At 68.3% G+C, this 24,541-nt stretch carries 24 protein-coding genes; 17 read left to right on the top strand and 7 right to left on the bottom strand.

Annotation, left to right across the window (positions count from 1 at the left end; genetic code table 11):
- Window positions 1–85: 85 nt before the first annotated feature.
- Window positions 86–1,246 (top strand): Gfo/Idh/MocA family protein, encoded by a 1,161-nt coding sequence (locus SPHPHY_RS0116335; RefSeq protein ID WP_022687761.1) that lies wholly within the window; start codon window positions 86–88, stop codon window positions 1,244–1,246.
- A 257-nt stretch (window positions 1,247–1,503) separates the two neighbouring features.
- Here the strand turns inward: SPHPHY_RS0116335 and hemW are convergent, their stop codons facing one another.
- Window positions 1,504–2,736 carry a radical SAM family heme chaperone HemW gene (gene hemW, locus SPHPHY_RS0116330; protein ID WP_231370439.1) on the bottom strand — a complete coding sequence of 411 codons (1,233 nt, stop codon included), beginning with the start codon at window positions 2,734–2,736 and terminating at the stop codon, window positions 1,504–1,506.
- Between the two features lie 81 nt (window positions 2,737–2,817).
- On the opposite strand from hemW, the gene SPHPHY_RS0116325 reads away from it, so the two are divergent.
- The gene (locus SPHPHY_RS0116325; RefSeq protein WP_022687759.1) at window positions 2,818–3,366 is read left to right on the top strand and encodes a CAP domain-containing protein; all 549 of its coding nucleotides are present in this window, start codon (window positions 2,818–2,820) and stop codon (window positions 3,364–3,366) included.
- Window positions 3,367–3,554: 188 nt separating this feature from the next.
- Here SPHPHY_RS0116325 and rdgB read toward each other — a convergent pair whose 3' ends face one another.
- Window positions 3,555–4,181 carry an RdgB/HAM1 family non-canonical purine NTP pyrophosphatase gene (gene rdgB / locus SPHPHY_RS0116320; protein ID WP_022687758.1) on the bottom strand — a complete coding sequence of 209 codons (627 nt, stop codon included), beginning with the start codon at window positions 4,179–4,181 and terminating at the stop codon, window positions 3,555–3,557.
- Window positions 4,178–4,891: a ribonuclease PH gene (gene rph, locus SPHPHY_RS0116315; RefSeq protein ID WP_028057022.1), complete on the bottom strand. Its 714-nt coding sequence runs from the start codon at window positions 4,889–4,891 to the stop codon at window positions 4,178–4,180. Before rph ends, rdgB begins: the two co-directional genes overlap by 4 nt.
- A gap of 89 nt (window positions 4,892–4,980) precedes the next feature.
- Here rph and SPHPHY_RS0116310 point away from each other — a divergent pair, with 89 nt between their 5' ends.
- Window positions 4,981–5,481, top strand: a complete 501-nt coding sequence (locus SPHPHY_RS0116310) for a DUF6438 domain-containing protein (protein WP_028057021.1) — start codon at window positions 4,981–4,983, stop codon at window positions 5,479–5,481.
- A gap of 93 nt (window positions 5,482–5,574) precedes the next feature.
- Here SPHPHY_RS0116310 and SPHPHY_RS0116305 read toward each other — a convergent pair whose 3' ends face one another.
- Window positions 5,575–5,925: a hypothetical protein gene (locus SPHPHY_RS0116305; protein WP_022687755.1), complete on the bottom strand. Its 351-nt coding sequence runs from the start codon at window positions 5,923–5,925 to the stop codon at window positions 5,575–5,577.
- 47 nt (window positions 5,926–5,972) lie between these two features.
- On the opposite strand from SPHPHY_RS0116305, the gene hrcA reads away from it, so the two are divergent.
- Complete coding sequence (hrcA, locus tag SPHPHY_RS0116300; protein WP_022687754.1) at window positions 5,973–7,070, top strand: heat-inducible transcriptional repressor HrcA; 1,098 nt, start codon at window positions 5,973–5,975, stop codon at window positions 7,068–7,070.
- 39 nt (window positions 7,071–7,109) lie between these two features.
- Window positions 7,110–7,676 (top strand): nucleotide exchange factor GrpE, encoded by a 567-nt coding sequence (gene grpE, locus SPHPHY_RS0116295; protein WP_022687753.1) that lies wholly within the window; start codon window positions 7,110–7,112, stop codon window positions 7,674–7,676.
- Window positions 7,677–7,834: 158 nt separating this feature from the next.
- Here grpE and SPHPHY_RS0116290 read toward each other — a convergent pair whose 3' ends face one another.
- Window positions 7,835–9,163 carry an MFS transporter gene (locus SPHPHY_RS0116290; protein WP_022687752.1) on the bottom strand — a complete coding sequence of 443 codons (1,329 nt, stop codon included), beginning with the start codon at window positions 9,161–9,163 and terminating at the stop codon, window positions 7,835–7,837.
- 111 nt (window positions 9,164–9,274) lie between these two features.
- On the opposite strand from SPHPHY_RS0116290, the gene cyoA reads away from it, so the two are divergent.
- The 7 genes from cyoA (at window position 9,275) to SPHPHY_RS0116255 (ending at window position 16,175) form a co-directional block, all read left to right on the top strand.
- Window positions 9,275–10,408 carry a ubiquinol oxidase subunit II gene (gene cyoA / locus SPHPHY_RS0116285; RefSeq protein WP_051148332.1) on the top strand — a complete coding sequence of 378 codons (1,134 nt, stop codon included), beginning with the start codon at window positions 9,275–9,277 and terminating at the stop codon, window positions 10,406–10,408.
- A 7-nt stretch (window positions 10,409–10,415) separates the two neighbouring features.
- Window positions 10,416–12,416 (top strand): cytochrome o ubiquinol oxidase subunit I, encoded by a 2,001-nt coding sequence (gene cyoB, locus SPHPHY_RS0116280; RefSeq protein WP_022687750.1) that lies wholly within the window; start codon window positions 10,416–10,418, stop codon window positions 12,414–12,416.
- A gap of 5 nt (window positions 12,417–12,421) precedes the next feature.
- Entirely contained in the window at window positions 12,422–13,054 is a 633-nt protein-coding gene (gene cyoC / locus SPHPHY_RS0116275) for a cytochrome o ubiquinol oxidase subunit III (protein ID WP_028057018.1), read from the top strand.
- Entirely contained in the window at window positions 13,054–13,476 is a 423-nt protein-coding gene (gene cyoD / locus SPHPHY_RS0116270) for a cytochrome o ubiquinol oxidase subunit IV (protein WP_022687748.1), read from the top strand. Before cyoC ends, cyoD begins: the two co-directional genes overlap by 1 nt.
- Window positions 13,476–14,174 (top strand): SURF1 family protein, encoded by a 699-nt coding sequence (locus SPHPHY_RS0116265; RefSeq protein WP_022687747.1) that lies wholly within the window; start codon window positions 13,476–13,478, stop codon window positions 14,172–14,174. The genes cyoD and SPHPHY_RS0116265 overlap by 1 nt, the downstream gene beginning before the upstream one ends.
- Before the next feature lie 175 nt (window positions 14,175–14,349).
- Window positions 14,350–15,648: an ATP-binding protein gene (locus SPHPHY_RS0116260; RefSeq protein WP_022687746.1), complete on the top strand. Its 1,299-nt coding sequence runs from the start codon at window positions 14,350–14,352 to the stop codon at window positions 15,646–15,648.
- Window positions 15,645–16,175 (top strand): response regulator transcription factor, encoded by a 531-nt coding sequence (locus SPHPHY_RS0116255; RefSeq protein ID WP_022687745.1) that lies wholly within the window; start codon window positions 15,645–15,647, stop codon window positions 16,173–16,175. Before SPHPHY_RS0116260 ends, SPHPHY_RS0116255 begins: the two co-directional genes overlap by 4 nt.
- 59 nt (window positions 16,176–16,234) lie before the next feature.
- Here the strand turns inward: SPHPHY_RS0116255 and SPHPHY_RS0116250 are convergent, their stop codons facing one another.
- Both SPHPHY_RS0116250 and SPHPHY_RS0116245 read right to left on the bottom strand, forming a co-directional pair.
- Window positions 16,235–17,239 carry a glycosyltransferase family 4 protein gene (locus SPHPHY_RS0116250; RefSeq protein ID WP_022687744.1) on the bottom strand — a complete coding sequence of 335 codons (1,005 nt, stop codon included), beginning with the start codon at window positions 17,237–17,239 and terminating at the stop codon, window positions 16,235–16,237.
- Window positions 17,240–17,288: 49 nt separating this feature from the next.
- Window positions 17,289–18,866: an alpha-amylase family glycosyl hydrolase gene (locus SPHPHY_RS0116245; protein ID WP_022687743.1), complete on the bottom strand. Its 1,578-nt coding sequence runs from the start codon at window positions 18,864–18,866 to the stop codon at window positions 17,289–17,291.
- Window positions 18,867–18,934: 68 nt separating this feature from the next.
- Here SPHPHY_RS0116245 and coxB point away from each other — a divergent pair, with 68 nt between their 5' ends.
- Genes coxB through SPHPHY_RS0116220 form a run of 5 tightly spaced genes read left to right on the top strand, consistent with a single transcriptional unit; the run spans window position 18,935 to window position 24,459 of the window.
- Entirely contained in the window at window positions 18,935–19,912 is a 978-nt protein-coding gene (gene coxB / locus SPHPHY_RS0116240) for a cytochrome c oxidase subunit II (protein ID WP_419554975.1), read from the top strand.
- Complete coding sequence (locus tag SPHPHY_RS0116235; protein WP_022687741.1) at window positions 19,909–22,434, top strand: cbb3-type cytochrome c oxidase subunit I; 2,526 nt, start codon at window positions 19,909–19,911, stop codon at window positions 22,432–22,434. The genes coxB and SPHPHY_RS0116235 overlap by 4 nt, the downstream gene beginning before the upstream one ends.
- Window positions 22,431–22,838, top strand: a complete 408-nt coding sequence (locus SPHPHY_RS0116230) for a hypothetical protein (protein ID WP_022687740.1) — start codon at window positions 22,431–22,433, stop codon at window positions 22,836–22,838. The genes SPHPHY_RS0116235 and SPHPHY_RS0116230 overlap by 4 nt, the downstream gene beginning before the upstream one ends.
- Entirely contained in the window at window positions 22,835–23,401 is a 567-nt protein-coding gene (locus tag SPHPHY_RS0116225) for a cytochrome c oxidase assembly protein (protein ID WP_231370437.1), read from the top strand. The genes SPHPHY_RS0116230 and SPHPHY_RS0116225 overlap by 4 nt, the downstream gene beginning before the upstream one ends.
- Window positions 23,398–24,459 carry a c-type cytochrome gene (locus tag SPHPHY_RS0116220; RefSeq protein WP_022687738.1) on the top strand — a complete coding sequence of 354 codons (1,062 nt, stop codon included), beginning with the start codon at window positions 23,398–23,400 and terminating at the stop codon, window positions 24,457–24,459. The genes SPHPHY_RS0116225 and SPHPHY_RS0116220 overlap by 4 nt, the downstream gene beginning before the upstream one ends.
- Window positions 24,460–24,541: the final 82 nt, after the last annotated feature.

Raw genomic sequence — 24,541 nt, 5'->3', positions numbered from 1 at the left:
GCCAGTTTACCGCTAAACCGGGGGATAGCAAGGCGGCTGGCGTTACGGTCTTCGTAATGACGGTATGCGGATGACGGGAGGATGAATGGCGCGGGTAGAACCACTTAAGCTCGGCATGGTCGGCGGCGGAGAAGGCGCGTTCATCGGTGCGGTGCACCGGATGGCAGCCGGCATCGACGGCGACTGGCGGCTGGTTGCGGGCGCGTTCAGCACCGACGACGGCCGCAACCGGCGCACCGGCGACCTGCTGGGGCTGGACGCGCGCCGCGTCTATGATTCGCTCGATGCGATGCTGGCCGCGGAGCGTGCGCTGCCGGCGGACGAACGCATCGACGCGGTGGCGATCGTCACGCCGAATCACCTGCATGCGCCGATGTCGATCGCCGCGCTGGAGGCAGGCTTCCACGTCGTGTGCGAGAAGCCGATGTCGCTGAACCTCGACGAAGCGCGCGCGATCGCAGCGGCGGCTGAGCGTAGCGGGCGGCATTATGCGCTGGCGTTCACCTACAGCGGCTATCCGCTGATCGAGGAAGCGCGCGCGCGGGTGGCGCGCGGCGACTTCGGCGCGATCCGGCTGGTGCAGGTGGAATATTCGCAGGGCTGGCTCAGCAGCGCGCTGGACCGTGAGGGCAACCGGCAGGCGGAATGGCGCACCGATCCGGCGCGCGCCGGGCTCGGCGGTTGCCTGGGCGATATCGGCACCCACGCCTTCCAGCTTGCCGAGCATGTCGGCGGGGTCAGGGTGGAGGCACTGTGCGCCGACCTGACCACGCATGTGCCGGGGCGGCGGCTGGACGACGACGTCAGCGTGCTGCTGCGCTTCGAAGGCGGCGCGCGCGGCGTGCTGAAGGCGACGCAGGTCGCGGCCGGCGACGAGAACGGCTTGCGGTTGCGCATCCACGGCGAGAAGGGCGGGCTGGACTGGGCGCAGATGGAGCCCAACACGCTGACGCTGCGGTGGCTGGATCGCCCTGCCGAGATAGTGCGCACCGGCGGGCCGGGGCTTGCCGACACGACGATGGCGCGGGTGCGGACGCCGGCCGGGCATCCGGAGGGGTATATCGAGGCGTTCGCCAATCTCTATCGCGCGGTTGCGGCGACGATCCGCGGCGGTGATGCGGTGGCGGCGCGTGGCAGTGCGGCGTGGTTTCCGGGTGCCGGGGACGGCGTGCGGACGATGGCGTTCGTCGAGGCGGTGGTCGCGAATGCGACGTCCGGCGAGAAGTGGAGCGGTCTGGCGGATTAAGCGCCGCGGCTACCCGCCACCGCCGTTCGCCTGCGCGCAGGCTGAGCCGGTCGAGGCGTCGTCGCGAGGGATGCGCGCCACCGGTGTGCTTCGAGACGACGCGTCGACAAGCCGGATGTCTCCTCGGAACGGACAGGATGCGGGAGCCGGTCGGGCGGGACCTGCGGTTTCGCCGGCGGAGGCCGGGGTCCTGAGACGGCGGGTCCGTGCAAACGCCCGGCGTGTCGCTCCCGTGCTTCTCGGGGAACGGACCCCTCCTATCGCACCACCTTCGGCAGGATCGCGTCGAGCAGGATCATGCCCGCATCGGTGACGCGCAGCCGCGGGCCTTCGCAGACGATCAGTTCGGGTAGCGAGGCGACCGCGCGCAGGTCGACGATCTCCTCGACGCGCGCGCCTCCCGCGGCCGCGATCGCCTCGACGTCGACGCCCTCGGCAAGCCGCAGCCCCATCAGCAGCGCCTCGCTGACACGCGTTCGGGCGTCCAGCGGCTCCTCGCTTTCCAGCCCGTGGCCGTTGCGCGCGACCGCGGCGAGCCAGTTCTCCGGCTTGCGGCGACGAAAGGTAGCGAGATGGTCGCGTCGTCCATGCGCGCCGGGACCGACGCCGGCATAATCGCGGTAGCGCCAGTAAGCGAGGTTGTGGCGGCTTTCCGCGCCCGGACGCGCGTGGTTGGAGATCTCATAAGCGGGCAAGCCGGCGGCGGCGGTGCGCGCGCGGGTCAGCTCGAACAGGTCCGCGGCGTCGTCGCCGTCGGGGATCGCCAGTCGCCCCGCCGCCGCCTCGGTCGCGAAGCGCGTGCCGGGCTCGATCGTCAGCTGATAGAGCGACAGATGCTCGGTTCCGAACGACAAGGCGCGCGCGAGCTCCGCATCCCAATGCGCGGGCGACTGGCCGGGGCGCGCGTAGATCAGGTCGAAGCTGACGCGCGCGAACGCCTTTTGCGCGACCGCGAGCGCGCCGAGACCTTCTGTCACATCGTGCGCGCGGCCGAGGAAGCGCAACGCGTCGTCGTCGAGCGCCTGCAACCCCAGCGACACGCGATTGACGCCCGCGGCGGCGATATCGGCGAAGCGCGCCGCCTCGACCGACGAAGGATTGGCCTCCAATGTGATCTCGACATCGCCGACCGGCGCCCAGGCCGCGGTGGCGGCGTCGATCAGTGCAGCCACGGTAGCGGGCGGCATCAGCGAGGGCGTACCGCCGCCGAAGAAGATCGATCCCAGCCGCCGTCCAGGTAGCAGCGCCACCTCGTGCGCGAGGTCGGCGAGCAGCGCATCATGCCATCGCGCCTCGTCCACGGTGGCGCGGACGTGGCTGTTGAAATCGCAATACGGGCACTTGGAGACGCAGAACGGCCAATGAATGTACAGCGCTAGCGGTGCATCGGCGCGCGCTGCGCGGTCACGCAAGGCGGCGGCATCCGCGCTGCTGTCGGCGGCGGCGGCGGCGGGAGTGGCGAGGTCGATGATGGCCATGGTCGCGCGCATATGGCGGTTCATCGCAGCAAAGGCCACCACGCCCCCGAGTCACATTGCGGTTGCGCAACGTCTTTGCCATTCACGGCGACGATGCTTGTACGTCGCCTCGTCGCGTTGATTCTTGTCCTCACTTGCGCCTCCGCCGCGGCGGCCGGCGGAGAGTGGCGGATTCGCCAGCCGACCCCGCCGCGCGATGTCCGCGTGCTCCAGCGCGCCATGCTCGAGGTGCACAATCGCGCGCGTGGCGAACTGGGTCTGGCGCCGCTGGCGTGGAGCCGCACGCTGGCGTCGGCTGCGGCCGTCCACGCGCAGGAACTGGCGCGGAGCGGGCGACTGTTTCATGCGCAGCAGCCCGCAGGCAGCGGGTGGCAGGGGGAAAACCTGTTCGCAGGCACCCGCGGCGGCTACGACTATGGCGAGATGGCGCGGTACTGGCTGGCCGAGCGCCGCAACTTCCGCAACGGCCCGAGCCCGCGGTTCAGCCGCACCGGTCGCTGGCAGGATGCCGCGCACTACGCGCAGATCGTGTGGCGCGATACGACCGAGGTCGGCTGCGCGATGGAGCAGGGGCAGGCACAGGATTTCCTGGTGTGTCGCTATTTCCCCGGCGGCGAGGTGGCGGGACGGCGCGCGTACTGACTGCCAGCGGGTAATCCGGTGGTGCCGGATGTGGGCCGCGTTGCCGAGCCCGATCGGGCGAAGAGATTGACCAAGCCCGTCCTTGCGAGCGGAGCGAAGCAGTCCAGCGCGTCCCGATCCGGCTCTGGATTGCTTCGCTCCGCTCGCAATGACGGATCAACTTGAGGTCATTGTACCCGGAAAGCCGCTCAGAAGACTGCTGCTACCAGCTGTCGGAAGGCGTCGCCGCGGTGGCTGATCTCGTTCTTGGCCGGTTCGTCCATCTCGCCGAAGGTCACGTCGTGCCCGACCGGCTGGAACACCGGATCGTAGCCATGCCCCTTGTCGCCGCGCGGCGGCCAGACGAGCGTGCCGTCGACCCGCCCCTCGAACCATTCGACGTGTCCGTCGGGCCACGCCAGCGCCAGTGCGCAGACGAAATGCGCGTCGCGCGGCGCGTCGGGCGTTTCGGCGAGCTTGTCCTCGACCAGCCGCATCGCGTGCCCGAAATCCTTTTGCGGCCCGCCCCAGCGCGCCGAGAAGATGCCGGGGTCGCCGCCCAGTGCCTCGACGCACAGTCCGCTGTCGTCGGCCAGCGCGGGCAGCCCCGACAGGTCCGCCGCGGCGCGTGCCTTAAGTTCGGCATTCATCACGAAGGTGGTGCCGGTTTCCTCCGGCTCCGGCAGGTCGAGCGCGGCCGCGGAGATGACCTCCAGCCCGCGCCCTTCCAGCAGCGCGCCGATCTCGCGCACCTTGCCGGCATTGTGGCTGGCGATCACCAGCTTGCCGGGATGGAGCGTGCGGATCGCCTGCGGTTCCTTGCTCTCGCCGCTCATGCGATCGCGCGCGCCTGCGCCGCGAAGATGTCGGTGCAGCCGATCCGCGCGAGGCGCAGCAGGCGGAGCAGCGCCTCCTCGTCATAGGTGGCGTGCTCGGCGGTGGCCTGCGCCTCGGCGATATGGCCGTTTTCCAGCAGCACGAAATTGGCGTCGGCGTCGGCGTTCGAATCCTCGTCGTAATCGAGATCGAGTACCGGATCGCCCTTGTAGATGCCGCACGAAACCGCCGCGACCTTCTGCTTGATCGGGTCCGCGGTCAGCTTTCCGCTGGCCAGCAGTGAATTCACCGCAAGCCGCAACGCGACCCACGCGCCAGAGATCGACGCGGTGCGCGTGCCGCCGTCGGCCTGGATCACGTCGCAATCGAGCGTGATCTGCCGCTCGCCCAGCAGCGTCATGTCGGTGACCGCGCGCAGCGAACGGCCGATCAGCCGCTGGATCTCCTGCGTGCGACCGGACTGCTTGCCCTTCGCGGCCTCGCGGCTGCTGCGGGTGTGAGTGGCGCGCGGAAGCATCCCGTATTCGGCGGTTACCCAGCCCTGGCCCTTGCCGCGCAGGAACGGCGGCACGCGCTCCTCCACGGAGGCGGTGACGAGCACCTTGGTATCGCCGAAGCCGATCAGCACCGAGCCCTCGGCATGGCGCGTGAAGCGCGGCTCGATCGTGATGGGGCGCATCTGGTCGGGGGTGCGGCCGCTGGGGCGCATTCAACTCTCCTCAAGGTCGGATCGTCCACGCCCTAGCCGGGTTGGTGATGGCGCGCCAGCGACAAGCACGGCGAAACGGGGAGGCGGATATGCGCACGACGATGGCGATGATGTTGGTAATGCTGGCTGCGGCGGGATGCACGCGCGGCGCTGCGGGGCCCGCGGCGGGCGTGCCGGTGGCGATCGAGGGCGATTCGATCAGCTATGCGACCGGGCCATGCTACGGGACATGCCCGGTCTACAAGGTGTCGGTACGCCCCGACGGCACGGGCACGTTCGAGGGCGAGCGGTTCACCGCGGTGACGGGGACGCGGGAATTCCGCGCTTCGCCGGAGGCCTACCGGCGCTTCGCGGCGCTGCTGGAGCCGTACCGGCCGGATGGCGAGCGCATCATTGAGATGGGGTCGCCCGATTGCGGGCCGGCGCCGACCGACATGCCGAGTGTCGATGTCGGCTGGACGCAGGCGAGCGGCGGTGCGGGGCACCTTCGCTTCTACTACGGCTGCCGGATGGGGAATGCGGCGATGGCGGCGGCGTTGCGGGAGGCGCCGGCGGGGCTGCCGATCGCGGCGTTGATCGGGAAGAAGTAGCGGCAGGTGCAGGGCGGTGGCGGCACGCGGAGTCCGTCATCGCTTCGCTGGCGCTCGCAATGATGGTCCCGGGGTGGCACGGGGTCATCGCCGTCAGGCGATGGCCCACGTCCGCGCGGAGGCCGGATCGTCGAACAATTGCATGTACGGCTGCGTCATCACGCGGCGGACCTGCGCGCGGGCGACCGCCCCCGCCGCGACGATCGCGATGCGGCTGGCCTTGGGGAAGGGGCTCATGTGGCGTACGAACGCCGCCAGCGTGTCCTGCGGCTGCGGGCCGCACGCGCTCATGTCGATCAGCAGGCGATAACCGGGACGAAAGCGCGCGGCGAGGAAGCGGCGCATCACGTCCTGCGTATAGGGAGCGACCTCCGCCGGCGTGAAGATCCGATGCCAGCGGATCGCCAGCAGGTGCGCGTCGGTATCCAGTGAAACGTCGTACATCGTTGAAAGACCTCGGCATCATCCTGCCAGCGCAGCGTTGCGGAAAGATGAAAGAGCGCAAGCGGTTGAGCCGCGGCGTCCACGCGCATACATCGGCGGGCGTGACCCCGTCGCCGCCCATCACCGAACTCACCGACCGCGCCCGCGACATCTTCCGTCGCGTCGTCGACGGCTATCTGGAGAGTGGGCAGCCGGTCGGGTCGCGCACCCTGGCGCAGGCCGGGCTGAACCTGTCACCGGCCTCGATCCGCGGGGTGCTGGCGCAACTGGAGATGGCGGGGTTGCTCGCGGCGCCGCACACGTCGGCCGGACGGATGCCGACCGAACGTGGGCTGCGGCTGTTCGTCGACGGGATGATGCAGGCGCATGCGCCGAGCGACGAGGAGCGCAAGCAGATCGAGGCGCGCGCCGGTGCGGGCGGGCCGGTCGAGGAGGCGCTGGCCGCGACCACCGCCGCGCTTTCCGGGCTGTCGGCGTGCGCGGGGCTGGTGATGGTGCCCAAGCGTGAGGCGGTGCTGCGCTCGATCGGGTTCGTGCCGCTGGGCGCGACGCAGGCGCTGGCGGTGCTGGTCGGCGAAGACGGCGCCGTCGAGAACCGCGTGCTGGAGCTGCCGCCCGGCGTCGTGCCCGGCGCGCTGGTGGAGGCTGGGAATTACATGACCGCGACGCTCGCCGGGCTGACGCTGGCGGAAGCGCGCGCGCGCGTCGACCGCGAATTGTCGGCCGGGCGCTCGGCACTCGATGCGGCGGCGCGGGCGCTGGTGGAGCGCGGGCTGGCGGTGTGGAGCGAGGACGGTGCACGGCGCCCGGTGCTGATCGTGCGCGGGCACGGGCGGCTGCTGGACGATGCCGAGGCGGCGGACGTCGAGCGGGTGCGGGCGTTGCTCGACGATCTCGACGGCAAGCAGGAGGTCGCGGCGCTGCTCGACTCGGCGCGCGCCGGGGATGCGACCCGAATCTTCATCGGCGCGGAGAACAAGTTGTTCACGCTCAGCGGCTCGTCGGTGATCGCCAAGCCGTTCCGCGGACGCGATGGCAGCGTGGTCGGCGTCGTCGGCGTGATCGGCCCGACGCGGTTGAACTACGCGCGCGTCGTGCCCATGGTGGATTTCACGGCCGCGACGCTGACCCGCCTGCTCGGGTGAGGCGCGGCAATCGACTACGGAATAACGAACAGGACCGACATGACCGACAACGCCACCCCCGTTGACAATCTGGGCGCCGACGACCTGCGCGAAGCGACCGCCGGTGCCGCGCCCGAGGTCGCAGAACACGATGGCGCCGCGGCGCGCATCGCCGAGCTGGAGGAACAACTGGCCACCGCGCGGCAGGAGACGCTGTACGCGCAGGCCGACATCCAGAACGTCCGCCGCCGCGCCGAGAAGGATGCCGCCGACGCGCGCGCCTATGCCGCGACCGGCTTTGCGCGCGACGTTCTGTCGGTGGCCGACAATCTCGAACGCGCACTGGCGGCGATCCCCGCGGATCTGCGCGACGACGACAAGTTCAAGGGGCTGGTCACCGGGCTGGAGGCGACCGGGCGCGAACTGGCGAACGTGTTCGGCCGGCACGGGCTGACCAAGATCGAGGCGATGGGCCAGCCGCTCGACCCCAACCGCCACCAGGCGATGATGGAGATGCCGAGCGACCAGCCGGCGGGCACGGTCGTGCAGGAGATGCAGGCCGGCTGGATGATCAAGGATCGCCTGCTGCGGCCGGCACTGGTCGGTGTGGCGAAGAAGCCGGACTGACGTTCCAAGTAGAGAAAAGGGCGGGTCGCGGTTCCCACCGCGCCCGCCCTTTTCCATGCGCTACGGCATTCGGGTAACTGATCGTCCGTGATGAAGCGGTCGCGCGTTGCGGATCGGCGTACTGCCGCGCTTGCCCTTCGAGACGCCGCCGGCGCGCCTCAGTCGAGTCGGCGAGCCAGTTCGACGTTGAGGCCGAGTGCCGCCAACGTGCCGAGCGCACCCGACAGCAGGTAGCCGCCCGCCGCCGCCAGCCCGAACGCCTGCGTCAGCGCCAGTGCGGCGAGCGGCGCGAAGCCGGCGCCGAACAGCCAGGCGAGATCCGACGTCAGCGCTGCGCCGGTATAGCGCGCACGCTTCGGGAAGTTGCTGGTCACCGCGCCCGAAGACTGGCCGAACGACAGGCCGAGCAGGATGAAGCCCATCACCATGAACATGATCTCGCCCGGGCGGCCGCCGCTGAGCAACTGCGGTGCGAAGCCGCTGAACGCCGCGATGCCGGCGGCGGTATAGCCCAGCACGCTGCGTCGCCCGATGCGGTCGGCAAGCAACCCCGACACCACGATCGCGCCGAGCCCGACCAGGCCGCCCAGCACCTCGATCATGAGGAAGGTGGAGATGTCTTCGCGTGTGTACAGCTTGACCCACGACAGCGGGAACACGGTGACCATGTGGAACAGCGCGAAGCTGGCCAGTGGCGCGAACGCCCCGATGATGATGTTGCGCCACTGCGCCTTGACGGTCGCGGTGACGCGCGACGGCGTCAGTTCGCGGCTGTCGAACAGCTTGCTGTATTCCGGAGTGACGACGATGCGCAGCCGCGCGAACAGCGCCACGACGTTGAGCGCGAACGCGACGAAGAACGGGTAGCGCCAGCCCCACGAGATGAAATCCTCGGCCGGGAGCGTCGAGACGAAGAACGCGAACAGCGCGCTGGCCACGATCAGGCCGAGCGGCGCGCCGAGCTGCGGCACCATCGCCCACCAGCCGCGCTTCTTTTCCGGGGCGTTGAGCGCCAGCAGTGACGGCAGTCCGTCCCATGCGCCGCCCAGCGCGATGCCCTGTCCGACGCGGAACAACGCGAGCAGCACCGCCGAGGACGAACCGATCGTGTCATAGCCGGGCAGGAACGCGACCAGCACCGTCGAGGTGCCGAGCAGGAACAGCGCGATCGTCAGCTTCGTCCCGCGGCCATAGCGGCGGTCGAGCTTCATGAAGAGCTGCGTTCCGATCGGGCGCGCGATGAACGCGAGCGGGAACAGCGCGAACGACCACAGCGTCGCGGCGATTGGCTGCATATAGGGGAAGATCACCGCCGGGAAGACGAGCACCGAGGCGATCGCGTAGACGAAGAAGTCGAAGAACTCCGAGGTGCGCCCGATGATGACGCCGATCGCGATCTCACCGGGGCGCACGTCATGGTCCCCCTTGCTATGGAGGGCGCGAGCATCCTGCTCGAGCGACGTGGACGAAGCGGTGGCCATATTCATTCCCGATCGGTCGGACGTATTCCGGCAATTCCCTACCCTAAACGATCGGCCGCGTAGATGGGACAAAATGTCCTATTCCGCTGCGACGCAGCAAAGCCTAGCTGCGGCACCATGACCCGTCGCCTCGCTCGACGTGCGCCCGGCCGCACGCCTCTCGTCCGTCACTTGACCGCCGCGGCTGCGCTGCTCGCGCTGGGCGGGTGCAACACCGTCGTGATGCATCCGGCCGGCGATGTCGCGGTGCAGCAGTCGAGTCTGATCATCTGGTCGACGGTGCTGATGCTGCTCATCATCCTTCCCGTGATGGCATTGACCGTGCTGTTCGCGTGGCGTTACCGCGCGCAGAACACCGAGGCGAGCTACGAGCCCGACTGGGATCACTCGACGGGGCTCGAGCTGGTGATCTGGGCCGCGCCGCTGCTGATCATCATCGCGCTGGGCGCACTGACCTGGGTCGGCACGCACACGCTCGACCCGTATCGCCCGCTGGCGCGCACCGCACCCGGCAAGCCGATCGCCGCCGGCGTTCGCCCGCTGGAGGTGCAGGTCGTCTCGCTCGACTGGAAATGGCTGTTCATCTACCCCGAGCAGGGGATCGCGACGGTCAACGAGCTGGTCGTGCCGGTCGATCGCCCGGTGAAGTTCACCATGACCTCGTCTAGCGTCATGAACACGCTGTGGGTGCCGACGATGGCGGGCATGGTGTACACGATGCCCGGGATGCAGACGGTGCTGTACGGCGTGCTGAACCGCACCGGCAAGTTCGAGGGCCGCTCCGGCAACTACTCGGGCGCCGGTTTCTCGCACATGACCTTCTGGACGCATTCGGTGTCGCCGGCGCGCTTCGAGCAATGGGCCGCGGGCGTGAAGCGCAACCGCTGGCAGTTGGACAACGCGACCTACCTGAAGCTGGAGAAGCCCAGCGAGAAGGTGCGTCCGATCGGCTTCGGCGCGATCGATCCGGCCTTGTTCAAGCGCGTCGTCGCGATGTGCGTGAAGCCCGGCACCGATTGCATGGAGAACATGTCGAACGCCGGTCCGGCAGCGAACGATCGCCCGCAGCGTGACGGCGAGGCGAAGGGAGCATTGACCCGCGACGCCTCCGAGAAGGGCGAGGGCAAGCATCTCAGCGCGCCGCACGGCCAGTCGCCGGGCGCCGGTGACACCGGATCGGAAGCGAACCGCAACATGACCAAGCTGGAAATCCCTGCGCCACTGCGCGCCAACCCCTCGAAGGAGGGTTGAGGACACCATGTCGGACGATCTCATCAAGACGATCTTCGGGCGCCTGACGCTCGAGAGCTTCCCGATCCACGAGCCGATCCTCGTCGCCACGTTCGCCATGGTGGCGCTCGGCGGCGCGGCGGTGCTGGGCGCGCTCACCTATTTCAAACTGTGGGGCTATCTCTGGAAAGAGTGGTTCACGAGTGTCGATCACAAGAAGATCGGCATCATGTACATCGTGCTGGCGATCATCATGTTCCTGCGCGGGTTTGCCGATGCGTTGATGATGCGTGCCCAGCAGGCGATTGCCTTCAACGGCAGCGAGGGCTTCCTGCCCGCGCACCATTATGACCAGGTGTTCACCGCCCACGGCGTCATCATGATCTTCTTCGTGGCGATGCCGTTCGTCACCGGCCTGATGAACTTCGTCGTCCCGCTCCAGATCGGCGCGCGTGACGTCAGCTTCCCGTTCCTGAACAACTTCAGTTTCTGGATGACGGTCAGCGGTGCCGTGACGGTGATGATGAGCCTGTTCGTCGGCGAGTTCGCCCGGACCGGGTGGCTGGCGATGGCGCCGCTGTCGGGGCTCGACTATTCGCCCGATGTCGGGGTCGACTATTACATATGGGCCTTGCAGATCGCGGGAGTCGGCACGCTCCTGTCGGGCGTCAACCTGCTGGCGACGATCATCAAGATGCGCGCGCCGGGGATGGGCCTGATGCAGATGCCGATCTTCACCTGGTCGGCACTCGTTACCAACGTCCTGATCGTCGCGGCTTTCCCGGTGCTGACTGCGGTACTCGCGATGCTCAGCCTCGATCGCTACGTCGGCACCAACTTCTTCACGAACACCGGCGGGGGCAACCCGATGATGTACGTGAACATGATCTGGATCTGGGGTCACCCGGAGGTCTACATCCTGATCCTGCCGGCGTTCGGCGTGTTCTCCGAAGTCGTCTCGACCTTCTCGGGCAAGCGGCTCTTCGGCTACACCTCGATGGTCTACGCGCTGATCGTGATCTGTATCCTGTCGTACCTCGTCTGGCTGCATCACTTCTTCACGATGGGTTCGGGCGCCAGCGTCAACAGCTTCTTCGGCATCACGACGATGATCATCTCGATCCCGACGGGTGCGAAGATCTTCAACTGGCTGTTCACGATGTATCGCGGGCGGATCCGGTTCGAGCTGCCGATGATGTGGGCGGTCGCGTTCATGCTGACGTTCGTGATCGGCGGCATGACCGGGGTTATGCTGGCGGTGCCGCCGGCCGACTTCCAGTTCCACAACTCGCTGTTCCTGATCGCGCACTTCCACAACGTCATCATCGGCGGCGTGCTGTTCGGGATGTTCGCGGGCGTGAACTATTGGTGGCCGAAGGCCTTCGGGTTCAAGCTGGACAAATTCTGGGGCACGATCAGCTTCTGGTGCTGGGTCGTCGGCTTCTGGGTCGCGTTCGCCCCGCTGTACGTGCTGGGGCTGATGGGGGTGACCCGCCGGCTGCGCGCGTTCGAGGATCCGAGCCTGCAGATCTGGTTCGTGGTCGCCGCGATCGGCGCGGTCATCATCGCCGCCGGGATCGGCGCCATGCTGATGCAATTCTACGTCAGCATCCGCGACCGCGAGAAGCTGCGCGACGTCACGGGCGATCCGTGGAACGGGCGCACGCTGGAGTGGGCGACCTCCTCGCCGCCGCCGGCCTACAACTTCGCCTTCTCGCCGGTCGTCCACGATCTCGACGCCTGGCACGACATGAAGTCGAAGAACGCCGAACGGCCGACAAGCGGCTTCCGCGCGATCCACATGCCCAAGAACACCGGCGCCGGGATCATCCTTGCCGGCCTGGCGACCGTCTTCGGCGTGGCGATGATCTGGTACATCTGGTGGCTGGCGGCGGTGTCGTTCGTCGCGCTGATCGCGACCGCGATCGGGCACACCTTCAACTACGACCGCGACTTCCACATTCCCGCCGAGGATGTGATCAAGGCCGAGGACGCGCGCACCCACGCGCTCCAGACGGCGGGGGTGTGAGCACGATGAGCACGACGACGCAGACTGCCCCGGGGACGGAGGCTCCGTCCTATTACGATCTGGACGAGCACGAGCATCCGCCGGGTGCCAGCACGATGCTGGGGTTCTGGCTCTATCTGATGAGCGACTGCCTGATCTTCGCGATGCTGTTCGCGGCGTACGGCGTCTACGGCGGCAGCTATGCCGGCGGGCCAGGGCCGAAGGAGCTGTTCGAGCTGCCGCTGGTGGCGGTGAACACGACGATGCTGCTGCTGTCGTCGATCACCTACGGCTTCGCGATGATCAACGCCGACGAGAAGAAGCAGGGCGCGGTGCTCGGCTGGCTCGCGATCACCGGCGTGTTCGGCGCGGCGTTCCTCGCGATCGAGCTCTACGAGTTCAGCAACCTGATCCACGAAGGCGCGGGGCCGCAGCGCTCGGCATTCCTGTCATCGTTCTTCACGCTGGTCGGTACGCACGGCCTGCACGTCACCTTCGGCCTGATCTGGCTGGTGACGTTGATGGTGCAGGTGATGCGCCGCGGGCTGGAGCCGGCGAACCTGCGCCGGTTGCAGTGCCTGTCGCTGTTCTGGCACTTCCTCGACGTCATCTGGATCGGCGTCTTCACCTTCGTCTACCTGCTGGGAGTGCTGCGCTGATGGCCGCCGAGACGCATCACGGTCACGATCATTCGCCGGTGCACGGCGCGCACGGCACGCATGACGCGCACGATCATCACGGCGGCGCGGCACATGGCTCGCGCCGCGGCTATTGGATCGGCTTCATCCTGTCGGTGCTGCTGACGGCGCCCGCCTTCGGGCTGGTGATGAGCGGCGTGATCACCGATCCGCGCGTCACCGCCGGGATCGTGATGGCGCTGGCGATGGTGCAGATCGTCGTCCACATGATCTACTTCCTGCACATGAACACCAAGTCCGAGAACGGCTGGACGATGCTGGCGCTGATCTTCACCGCGATCATCGTGTTGATCGTGATCGCCGGATCGCTGTGGGTCATGTACCACATGAACCTGAACATGATGCCCGGCATGCAGATGGAGCAATCGAGCGGCGGGATGTGATGGCCACGCGCCGCCGGTCCCGATTCGCCCTTGTCGCGCTAGCGGCGCTGCTGGCGATCGGGCTGGCGGCGCTGGGCGTCTGGCAGGTCGAGCGTCGTGCGTGGAAGCTGGCGCTGATCGCGCGGGTCGAGGCGCGCCTCGCCGCCGCCCCCGAGGCACCGCCTGGACGCGGGGCGGCGATTTCGGATGACGATGCCTACCGCCGCCTGCGCGCCAGCGGGACGTGGCGCGCGGTGCCGCCGGTGTTCGTGCAGGCGGTGACCGATCTCGGCGGCGGGTTCTGGGCGCTGTCGCCGCTGGACACGCCTTCTGGCACGATCCTGGTCAACCGCGGCTTCGTGCCACCCGAGCGCCGCGCCGCACTGCCGGTCCCCCGCGGCACCGCGACGGTCACCGGATTGTTGCGTATCACCGAGCCCGACGGCGGCTTCCTGCGCGACAACGATCCCGCCGCTGACCGCTGGTATTCGCGCGACGTCGCCGCGATCGCGCGCGCGAGGCGGCTGGGGCCTGTGGCGTCATATTTCATCGACGCCGATGCGGCGCCGGGCACGCCATGGCCGCGCGGCGGGCTGACGGTCGTCAAGTTTCGCAACAGCCACCTCGTCTATGCGCTGACGTGGTTCACGCTGGCGGCGATGATGGCGTTCCTGGCGTGGCGCATCGCGCGCGTTCGGGACGTGGCGGACGAACGCTAGAAGACGTTTGCCGGGCAGCGGCGTCGACGCTCGCCCCGGACTCGGCCGAGGCGGGAACCGGAATGTCGGCTGGCGTCGGACCCATAATGCGCCGCCGATTTCTTCATGCGGGGATCGCGGTCCGTCATTGATGCGCGGCTGGCAATATGTGCCCGATCCGCCGTAAGGACCGGTGATGGCCGCATCGGATATCATCGCCGGAACCGGGCTGCGCGAGGATGCGGGGCGGCGCAACGTGCGGCTGTTGTCGATCCTGCGCTGGCTGGCGGTCGGCGGGCAGTTTGCCACGATCCTGCTCGTCCATTTCGTTGTCGGCGTGCATCTGCCGCTCGCTCCGATGCTGGGCGCGGTTGGGGTGCTGGTCGCGCTGAACGTCGCGATCGGGCAGCTCGTGGGCCAGCGGCCGATTACCTATGGCGCGCTCTTCGCGACGCTGCTGGTCGACGTGGCGTGCCTGACGACGCAATTGTACCTGAGCGGCGGGGTGGGCAACCCGTTCGTGACGCTGTTCCTGCTTCAGGTGGTGATCGCCGCGCTGCTGCTACGCGAGCATGCGAGCTGGGCGATGGTCGCGCTGACCAGCGCGCTGTTCGCGTGGCTGGCGCATTTCGCGCCGCCGTTCGCGCTTCCCGCCGGCTGGTCCTCGTCATTGTCAGGGCCGTATGTCGCGGGGAGCTGGTTCAACTTCACGCTCACCGCGACGTTGCTGGCGCTGTTCGTGACGCGGATCGTGCGCAACGTCTCCGAACACGATGCGCGGCTCGCAGCGCTACGGCAGCGCGCGGCGGAGGAGGAGCATATCGTACGCATGGGGTTGCTCGCCAGCGGTGCCGCGCACGAGCTGGGCACACCGCTGTCCTCGATCGCGGTGATGCTGGGGGACTGGCGGCGCGAGCCGGCGATCGCCACGTCGCCGGCACTGCTCGCCGACCTCGAGGACATGCGCACCGAGGTGACGCGCTGCAAGGACATCCTCAGCCAGGTGCTGCTCGCATCCGGCGAGGTGCGCGGCAACGCGCCGGTGCGCACGACACTGAAGACGTTCCTTTCGGGGATCGTCGGCGACTGGCGTGGCAAGACGCAGGTCGCGGCCGCCTACGAACATCTGATGACCGGCGACCCGCGGATCGTTGCCGACCGGGCGCTGGCGCAGACGATCACCAACCTGCTCGACAATGCCGTGGAGGCGGGCGGGCGGAAGGTGGCACTGTGCGCGTGGTGGGACGGCGACCGGCTGGTGCTGTCGGTGCGCGACGACGGGCGCGGTTTCGCGCCCGCGATCCTCGACGGGCTCGGCAAGCCCTACCTGAGCACCAAGACGCGGCGCGGTGCCGGGCTGGGGCTGTTCCTCGCGGTAAACGTGCTGCGAACGCTGGGGGGCACCGTGTCGGCGCGCAATCGCGACGGCGGGGGCGGCGAGGTGACGCTGACGCTGCCGATCGCCGCGATCTCGATCCCGGAGGAGGGGGCATGACCGAGCGGCGGCTGCTGATCATCGAGGACGACGAGGTGCTCGCGCGGACGCTGGCGCGCTCGTTCGAGCGGCGCGGCTATCAGGTGCGCGCGATCACCGACCCGGAGGAACTGGACGCGACCGTCGCCGCGCTGCGCCCCGATCATGCGGTGGTCGACCTGCGGCTGGGCAATGCGTCGGGCCTGACATGCGTGGCACGCCTGCACGCGCTGGATCCGGCGATGCGGATCGTGGTGCTGACCGGCTTCGCCAGCATTGCGACCGCCGTGGAGGCCGTGAAGCTGGGTGCCACCAACTATTTGTCGAAGCCGGCGAATTCCGACGATATCGAGGCGGCGTTCCAGGCGGGTGAGGAAGGTGACGCGTCGGTCGAGCTGGTCGCGCCGCCCACCTCGCTGCGCACGCTGGAATGGGAGCATATACACCAGACGCTGGCGGATTGCGGGTTCAACGTGTCCGAGGCGGCGCGACGGCTGGGTATGCATCGTCGGACGCTGGCGCGGAAGCTGGGCAAACGGCATCTGTAAGGACGCGGGCGGGACGGCACCCAAGCGAGCACGCGCTGCCGATGCGGCCCGCGGCCGCCTCAGCCGAGGATATCGCGGTAGAGCGCGATATAGGCGTCGGCCATCCGCCCCACGCTGAACCGCTCGGCCACCGCGCGGCGGCAGGCGGCGCGCTCGATCTCGCCGGCGCGCTCGATCGCGTCGACTGCTTCGGCGGGGCTGTCGACCAGGAAACCGGTGACGCCATGGTCGATCAGCTCGGGCATCGAGCCGCGGCGCGCTGCGATCACGGGCGTGCCGCATGCCAGTGCCTCGATCACCGACAATCCGAACGGTTCGTCGAAGTTGATGAGGTGGAGGAGCGCCCGCGCGCCGCCGAGTGCCGCGATTCGCGCCTCCCCGCCGACCGCGCCGTGGTAGCGGATCCGTGCGTCGAGTTCGGGTGCCACGGCGCGATCGTGATAGCCCTGATCCTGCACGATCCCGTACAGGTCGAGCGCGCGGCCGGCGGCACGGGCGGCGGCGATCGCCTCCGCGGCACCCTTGTCGGGGTGGAGGCGGCCAAAGAACAACAGGTCGTCGCTGCCGACCGGATCGAAGCGGAAGTCGTCGAGCGGGATGCCATGGTGGATCGTGGCGGCGTAGCGCAGGTCCGGATGGCGGTCCGCATCGCTGATCGCTACGTAATGCACGCGATCCTGGAACGGCGCGTACATCGGCAGGATGCGATCCGAGGAAAAGCCGTGGATGGTGGTGACCATCGGCGTGTCGACCAAAGGCGCGAATGCATGGGCCGGAAAGTCGGCCTGGTTATGGATGAGATCGAAGCGGTCGGCCTGCGCGAACAGGTGCGACAGGTGGCGATGTTCCCACACCTTCGCGTCGACGCTCGGGTCTTCGGAATAAGGCGCCGGTACCACGCCGTCGAGCGTGGCAGCGGTGACGCTGTCGAGCGTGGCGAACAGCGTGACGTCGACGCCGCGTTCGACGAGCGCTTCGGTCAGCAGGTGCGTCACCAGCTCCCACGGTCCGTAGTGGCGCGGGGGCGTGCGCCACGCGATCGGGGCAAGCATGGCGATCTTCATTGGTAACAATCCCTTCGGCTTCCCGTGCCGGGTCCACACCGTGGCGACGCTATTGGCAGATGATGCCCTCGTTCGCACCTAACGTGTCGCCGCGCGCGCCGTCGAGCGTCGACAGCAGGACCGCGCCGGTAAAAGGCAGCGGCTTCGGTGCATCCGTCAGGTTGAGCGCCACCCGCAGCACCGCGTCGCCACGGCATCGCTCATAGGCGAGCACGCCGTCCGCGGCATCAAGCAACCGGAAGTCGCCGACCGCGAGCGCGGGATGCGCCCGCCGCAGCGCCAGCAGTCGGCGATAGAGCGTCAGCATCGATGCCGGATCGCGTTCCTGCGCCGCGACGTTGCGGGTCCGCCAGTCCGGGTTGAGCGGCAGCCACGGCTCAGCGGTGGAGAAGCCGGCCTGCGCGGTATCGTCCCATGGCATCGGCGTGCGTGACCGGTCGCGGCCGATCCCGATGCCGGGCTGGCGCAATTCCTGCGGATCGCGGACACGGTCGGGCGGGATATCGACCTTGCCGATCCCGAGTTCGTCGCCCTGGTACAGTGTCGGCGTACCGCGCAGCGTGAGCAGCAGCATTGCGGCGACACGGGCCTGCGCTTCGCCGATCCGCGCCGCGATGCGCGGGGCGTCGTGGCTGCCGATCACCCAGTTCGGCCAACCGTGCGGCGGCAGCGACGCCTCGTACGCGGCGATCATCTCCCGCAGCGTTGCGGCTTCCCACGCATTCTCGATCAACTGGAAGTTGAACGGCAGGTGGACCTGCGGGCGGTCGGCGGTGCCGAACCAGCGCGCGTGGCGATCGTTGGGGAGGAAGATCTCGCCGATCAGCACGCGCCCTTGACCCTTGGCGCCATATCCGTCGGCGAGCTTGCGCATCTCCGCGGCGATCGCATGGGCCTCCGGCTGGTCGGTGGAATGCTGCTGGATCAGCCGGTCACGCTCGGTGATGCCGGGGCGCCAATAGGGATTGGCCGGATTGTCGGGGAAGTCCGCCGCCTTCACGATGTGCCACAGTACGTCGATGCGAAAGCCGTCCACGCCACGTTCGAACCAGAAGCGCATCGCGTCGAACATCGCGGTCTTGACCGCCGGATTGCGCCAGTTGAGGTCGGGTTGCTGGCGCAGGAAGGCGTGCAGATAATATTGCCCGCTGGCCGGGTCATGCTCCCACGCCGAGCCGCCGAAGTCGCTGATCCAGTTGTTGGGCGGCCCGCCGTCAGGGGCGGGATCGCGCCAGACGTACCAGTTGCGCTTCGGATCGGTGCGCGACGAGCGGCTCGCCACGAACCACGGATGCTGGTCCGACGTATGGTTCGGGACGAAATCGAGCAGCAGCTTCAGTCCACGGGCATGGGCCGCGGCAAGCAGCCGGTCAAAGGCGGCGAGATCGCCGAACATCGGATGGATCGCGCAATAATCGGCGACGTCATAGCCGAAGTCGGCCATCGGCGACGGGAAGATCGGCGACAGCCAGATCGCGTCGACGCCCAGCCGCGCGATGTGGTCGAGCCGACGTTCGATCCCGGCGAGATCGCCGATTCCGTCGCCGTCGCTGTCCTGAAACGAGCGCGGATAGACCTGGTAGACGGTGCCGCTTTCCCACCAGGGATGTTCGTGTCGTTCGGTCATGCCGGGATAACCGTGCACTGTCGCAGACGATCCGCGGCGACGGGCGGCAAGCAGAGCAACAATTCGTCATCGTCGCCGCAGGAACCAACGCTGCACAACCGACCTTTGTCTGGCACTGGCAGGGGGCGACAATTTTCGGATCGGGGCGGCAATCGGCGTTTACGACGTTCGGCAGGGAGGCGGCGTGGCTGGCCGGGCTGACGGGATGGATGGTGCTGGGGGCGGTGGTGATCGCCACCGCACTTGCCGGATTGATGATCGTCGCCGGTCGATCGCGCGAGGGCGCGCTTACCCACCGGCAGGGGATGCGGCTGGTGCTGTGGGCGGGCGGGGTGGTGCCGACCGTCGTGCTGCTGACGTTGCTGGTGTCCACGTTGCCGGCGATGCGGCCGATCGCGGTAGCGGCCGACGACCTGCGCATTAAGGTCGAAGGCGAGCAATTCTGGTGGCGGGTCCGATACCAGCCGTCGGGCGCGATTCCGGTCGACGGCGCCAACGAAGTGCGCGTGCCGGTCGGCCGGAACGTCGAACTGCTGCTGGAGGCGGGCGACGTGCTCCACAGTTTCTGGGTGCCCGGGCTTGCCGGCAAGATGGACATGGTGCCGGGGCGCACGAACAAGCTGGTCGTCCACGCGACGCGTGCCGGGCGCTTTCGCGGCCAGTGTGCCGAGTTCTGCGGCCTGAGCCACGCGTTGATGGCGTTCGATGTCGTCGCGATGGAGCCCGCGGCATTCGACGCGTGGCTGGCGGGACAGCGCGCGCCGGCGCGCGTCGGCGGTGACGGCGCCCGATTGTTCGCGGCGAACGGTTGCGGCGGATGCCATCAGGTACGCGGGCTGTCCGCGGCCGCGATCGGGCCGGACCTGACGCATATCGGGACGCGCGCCGCGCTGGGCGCCGGCATCCAGCCGATGACGCAGGCCAACCTGGTGCGCTTCATCAGGCATGCCCCGACCGTAAAGCCCGGCGCGCGGATGCCCACCTATCCGCAGATGACGAACGATGACGCCGCGACGATCGCGCGCTGGCTGGAGCAGTTGAAATGAGTCTCCACGCGCAGGACGATCCGGCCCTTCGCGCCGCGCAGGAAGAGCGGCTGCGCGCGGTGTGGAAGCCGCCGAGCGGCTGGTTCTTCCGCTGGACCGACACGAACAACAACCAGGTCGGCGTGTGGTACACGCTGACCGCGTTCGGTTTCATGCTGTTCGCGGGCGTGCTGGCGATGATCATGCGCGCACAGCTCGCCGTTCCCGACAACGACCTTGTCTCACCCGCGACCTTCAACCAGCTGTTCACGCTGCACGGGTCGATGATGATGTTCCTGTTCGCGGTGCCGATGTTCGAGGCGGTCTCGATCATCCTGCTCCCCCAGCTGCTGGGCGCACGCGATCTGCCGTTCCCGCGACTGTCCGCGTTCGGTTACTGGAGTTTCCTGATCGGCGGCGTGTTCGTCACCGGCTCGATCTTCTTCAACGTCGCGCCGGATGGCGGCTGGTTCATGTATCCGCCGTTCACGACCCGCACCGACCTGAGCGGGCTGGGCGCCGACATCTGGATGCTGGGCCTCAGCTTCATCGAGGTGTCGTCGGTGGCGGCGGCGGTGGAGCTGATTGTCGGGGTGCTGAAATGCCGCCCGCCGGGGATGCGGCTGAACCTGATGCCGCTCTACGCCTGGTACATCCTGGTTGTGGCGGTGATGATCCTGTTCGCCTTCCCGCCATTGATCGCGGGCGACGTGCTGTTCGAGATGGAGCGGTTGCTCGGCTGGCCGTTCTTCGACCAGGCCAAGGGCGGCGACCCCATCCTGTGGCAGCACCTGTTCTGGATCTTCGGCCACCCGGAAGTCTACATCGTCTTCCTGCCGTCCATCGCGCTGTTCGCGATGATCGTGCCGACCTTCGCGCGGCGGCATCTGCTGGGTTACCCGTGGATCGTGCTGGCGGCGGTGGGCACGGCGTTCCTGTCGTTCGGGCTGTGGGTGCACCACATGTTCACGACCGGGCTGCCCAAGATCAGCCTGGCGTTCTTCTCGGCGGCGTCGGAGGCGGTGGCGATCCCGACCGGCATTCAGATCTTCGCGTTCATCGCGACGATGTGGGCCGGGCGCGTGGTCTGGTCGACGCCGCTGCTGTACGTGACGGGGTCGATCGCGATCTTCGTGATCGGCGGACTCACCGGCGTGATGGTGGCGATCGCACCGTTCGACTGGCAGGCGCACGACACCTACTTCATCGTCGCGCACCTGCACTACGTGCTGATCGGCGGCACGCTGATCCCGCTGTTCGGCGGACTATATTATTACTGGTCGCTGATCACCGGCAAGAAGCTGTCCGACCGGATGGGGCGCACCGCTTTCTGGTTCCTGTTCGGCGGCGCGAACCTGACGTTCTTTCCGATGCACTTTTCCGGCCTGCTGGGGATGCCGCGGCGCGTGTTCACCTATCCGGCGGAACTGGGGATCGGTGGGCTGAACATGGCCTCGACGATCGGATCGTGGGTGTTCGCAACCGGCGTGGCGATCGTGTGCGTCGACCTGATGCTGAGCCCGCGACGAAAGAAGTCGCCGCGCAATCCGTGGGATGCTGGCACGCTGGAATGGCTGGCGCATCCCGACGACGAAGATTGGGGTGTCCGTTCGGTGCCGTTGATCGAGAGCCGTTATCCGATCTGGGATCAGAAGGACTTCGTCGCCAAGGTCGATGAGGGGCGGTTCTTCCTGCCGGACGCCGAAGAGGGACGGCGCGAGACGATCGTCACCAGCGTGCTCGATGCGCGTCCCGTGCAGGTGGTGCGGCTGGGCGGGCCGAGCATCAAGCCGATGCTGACCGCGGTCGCGCTGGGCAGCGTCTTCATCCTGACCACCTATCACCTTTACTGGGCGTCGCTCGTCGGTGCGGTCGTGACGTTGGCGATGATCCTGTGGTGGCTGTGGACCGGGACCGCGGAAATCCCGGAGAAGGATAGCAAGGCGATCGGCCACGGCATCGAGCTGCCGCTCTATATCTCCGGCGTTTCGGCGAGCGGCTGGTGGGCGATGTTCATCACGATGATGGCGGACGCCACCGCCTTTTCCGGTCTGGTGTTCGGATATTTCTTCTTCTGGACGCGGCATGAGAACTTCCCGCCCAGCGGCGTAGGGATGGAAGGGCCGGGTACGTTCTGGCCGATGGTCGCGCTTGGCGTGTCGCTGGCGGGATGGCTGACGACCGTCGCGGCGCGCGAGACGAATGCGCGTGGCGCGGTCGGCATGGCGCGGGGATTGCTGGCGGCGGGTGCGCTGGCGTCGCTGGCAGCGGTCGGCGCCGGGCTGGCCGGACCGTGGTTGTCGGGCCTGGCGCCCAAGCTGCACGTCTATCCGGCGATCGTCTGGACCTTGGTGATCTGGACGACCGCGCATGCCGGCGTCGGCGCAATCATGCAGCTCTACACGCTGGCGCGCAGCCTGGCGGGCAAGATGACCCCGAAATACGATGCCGACGTGCGTAACATCACCGTCTACCAGCACTTCATGGCGCTGACGGCGCTGGTCACCTACGCCACGATCGGCCTCTTTCCGGGGGCGGCATGAAGAACGAGACGCCGCACGGCCCCGAGCGCCGGGGGTTGCGGCACCGCGTCCGCGGGCTGCGCGTCACGCTGTGGACGCTGATCGTCCCGCCAGGGGTATGGGCGGGACATTTCCTGTTCTGCTACCTGTGGGTGGCGGTCAGCTGCGCGAAGCAAGGCGCCTTTCCGCGCTTCACGACAGCGTTCGTGATCGGGACGGTGGCGGCGCTGGCGATCATCGTCGCATCCGGGTGGATCGCGTGGGTGCAATCCCGCACCCCCGGCGACCCGGCGCCGCACGACGAGGGCACCGATATCGACCGCCTGCGCTTCCTCGCGACCTCGACGCTGCTGCTGGCGGGGTTGAGCTTCGTGGCGGTGATCTTCACCGCCGCGCCCGCGCTGATGCTGACGGATTGCCGGTGATCGCGGGGGTGCTTCTCGCGCTGGCGACGACCGCGCTGGCGTTCGCCGGGCTGGGCATGACCGGGCACATGGCCGCGCATATGGGTGCGGTGGCGGTGGCCGCGCCGGTCCTGGCCTTCGGGCTGGCGAAGCGGAGGGTTGGCGGGGGCGGCAGCGGTGGGGCGCCGCTCGGCTGGGCCATGGTGGAGTTCGTCGTGGTCTGGGCCTGGCACGCGCCCGCGGTGCGCGCGCTTGCGGATGCGCACATGGCCGTGGCGCTGGTCGAGCAAGCGATGTTCCTGGGTGTCGGCATCGCCTTGTGGCGTGCGGCGCTGGCGCATCCCGCTGCGGGGGTGGCGGCGTTGCTGCTGACGTCGATGCACATGACCTTGCTGGGTGCGCTGATCGGGCTCGCGCCGCGGCCGCTCTATGCGATGATGGCAATGCATCCCGCGCCTGGGCTGGACGCGCTGGCCGACCAGCAACTCGGCGGGGTGGTGATGCTGGTGGCAGGCGGCGCGGCCTATTGCCTGGGCGGCCTGGCGCTGCTGGGAACGTTGTTGAAGGAGCGCGCGGCGGCATGACGATCCGGGTGACATGGAAACGCGCGTTCGCGGCGCTCATGACGCTGGCGGCGGCGGGGCTGCTGTTCGCGTGGTCGGGCATCTTCAACATCGCCGCGTCGTCGGGGCATTGGGCGGCAACCGAATGGTTCCTGCACTGGACGATGCGCAATTCGGTGAAGACCCACAGCTTCTTCGATTCGCCGGACGATCCGATCGTAACCGACGGCCGGCTGGTGAGTGCGGCCGGGCATTTCGCCGCCGCCTGCGCCAGCTGCCACGGCGCACCGGGACAACGCCCTTCGCCAGTGATGCAGAAGGCGATGCCGCCCGCGCCCGATCTGTCCGTCAACGCGCGCGCGTGGACCGACGGGCAGTTGTTCTACATCCTGCGGCACGGCGTGAAATATTCCGGGATGCCGGCGTGGGGCGCGGCGGGGCGTGACGACGAGATCCGGCGCATGGTTGCGTTCGTCCGCCGCTTGCCCGGCATGACGCCGGCGCAATATCGTGCGCTTGGTGGCGAGGCACAGGGAGCGGGCACCACCGACGTGCGTGCGCTGGGTAGCAACGTGCTGGCCGGCTGCGTCGCATGTCACGGCAGCGACGGGCGTGGACGCGGGCAGCCGGATATCCCCGTCCTCGGTGGGCAACACGCCGGTTACCTGGAAGCGGCGCTGGCCGCATATGGCGACGGACGTCGGGCGAGCGCGGTGATGGGGAATGTGGCGGCGACGCTGACCGCCGCCGAGCGCCGGACGCTGGCGACGCACTTCGCGGCGTTGCCGGGGCTCGGCGCTAGGCCGCGGGGCGATCGGCGGGCGCGGGTCATCGTCCAGCGAGGCTTGCCCGAGCGGCAGTTGCCGGCGTGCGCAAGCTGCCACGGCGCGGGCAAGCCGCAGCCGGTGCTCGCGGGACAGCGCGCCGGTTACATCGCGGCGCGGTTGCGGTACTGGAAGGGCGATGGCAAGGAGATCGACGCGCGATTGCCGCAAAACGTGATGCCGGTGATCGCCCGCCGGATCCCCGAGGAGTTGATCGATCCGCTTGCGCGCTATCTGGCCGGCGAAGGCCGCTGATCACCCGCTTGCATCGTCGCGGGGAGATCGTCAGTTTGGGTCAGCGACGCTGACGCGAGTCGTCCCGGAATGCGGGGACGGC

The organism is Sphingomonas phyllosphaerae 5.2 (assembly GCF_000419605.1).
GTDB classification, from domain to species: domain Bacteria; phylum Pseudomonadota; class Alphaproteobacteria; order Sphingomonadales; family Sphingomonadaceae; genus Sphingomonas; species Sphingomonas phyllosphaerae_B.
This window is presented reverse-complemented; position numbering and strand designations above follow the sequence as displayed.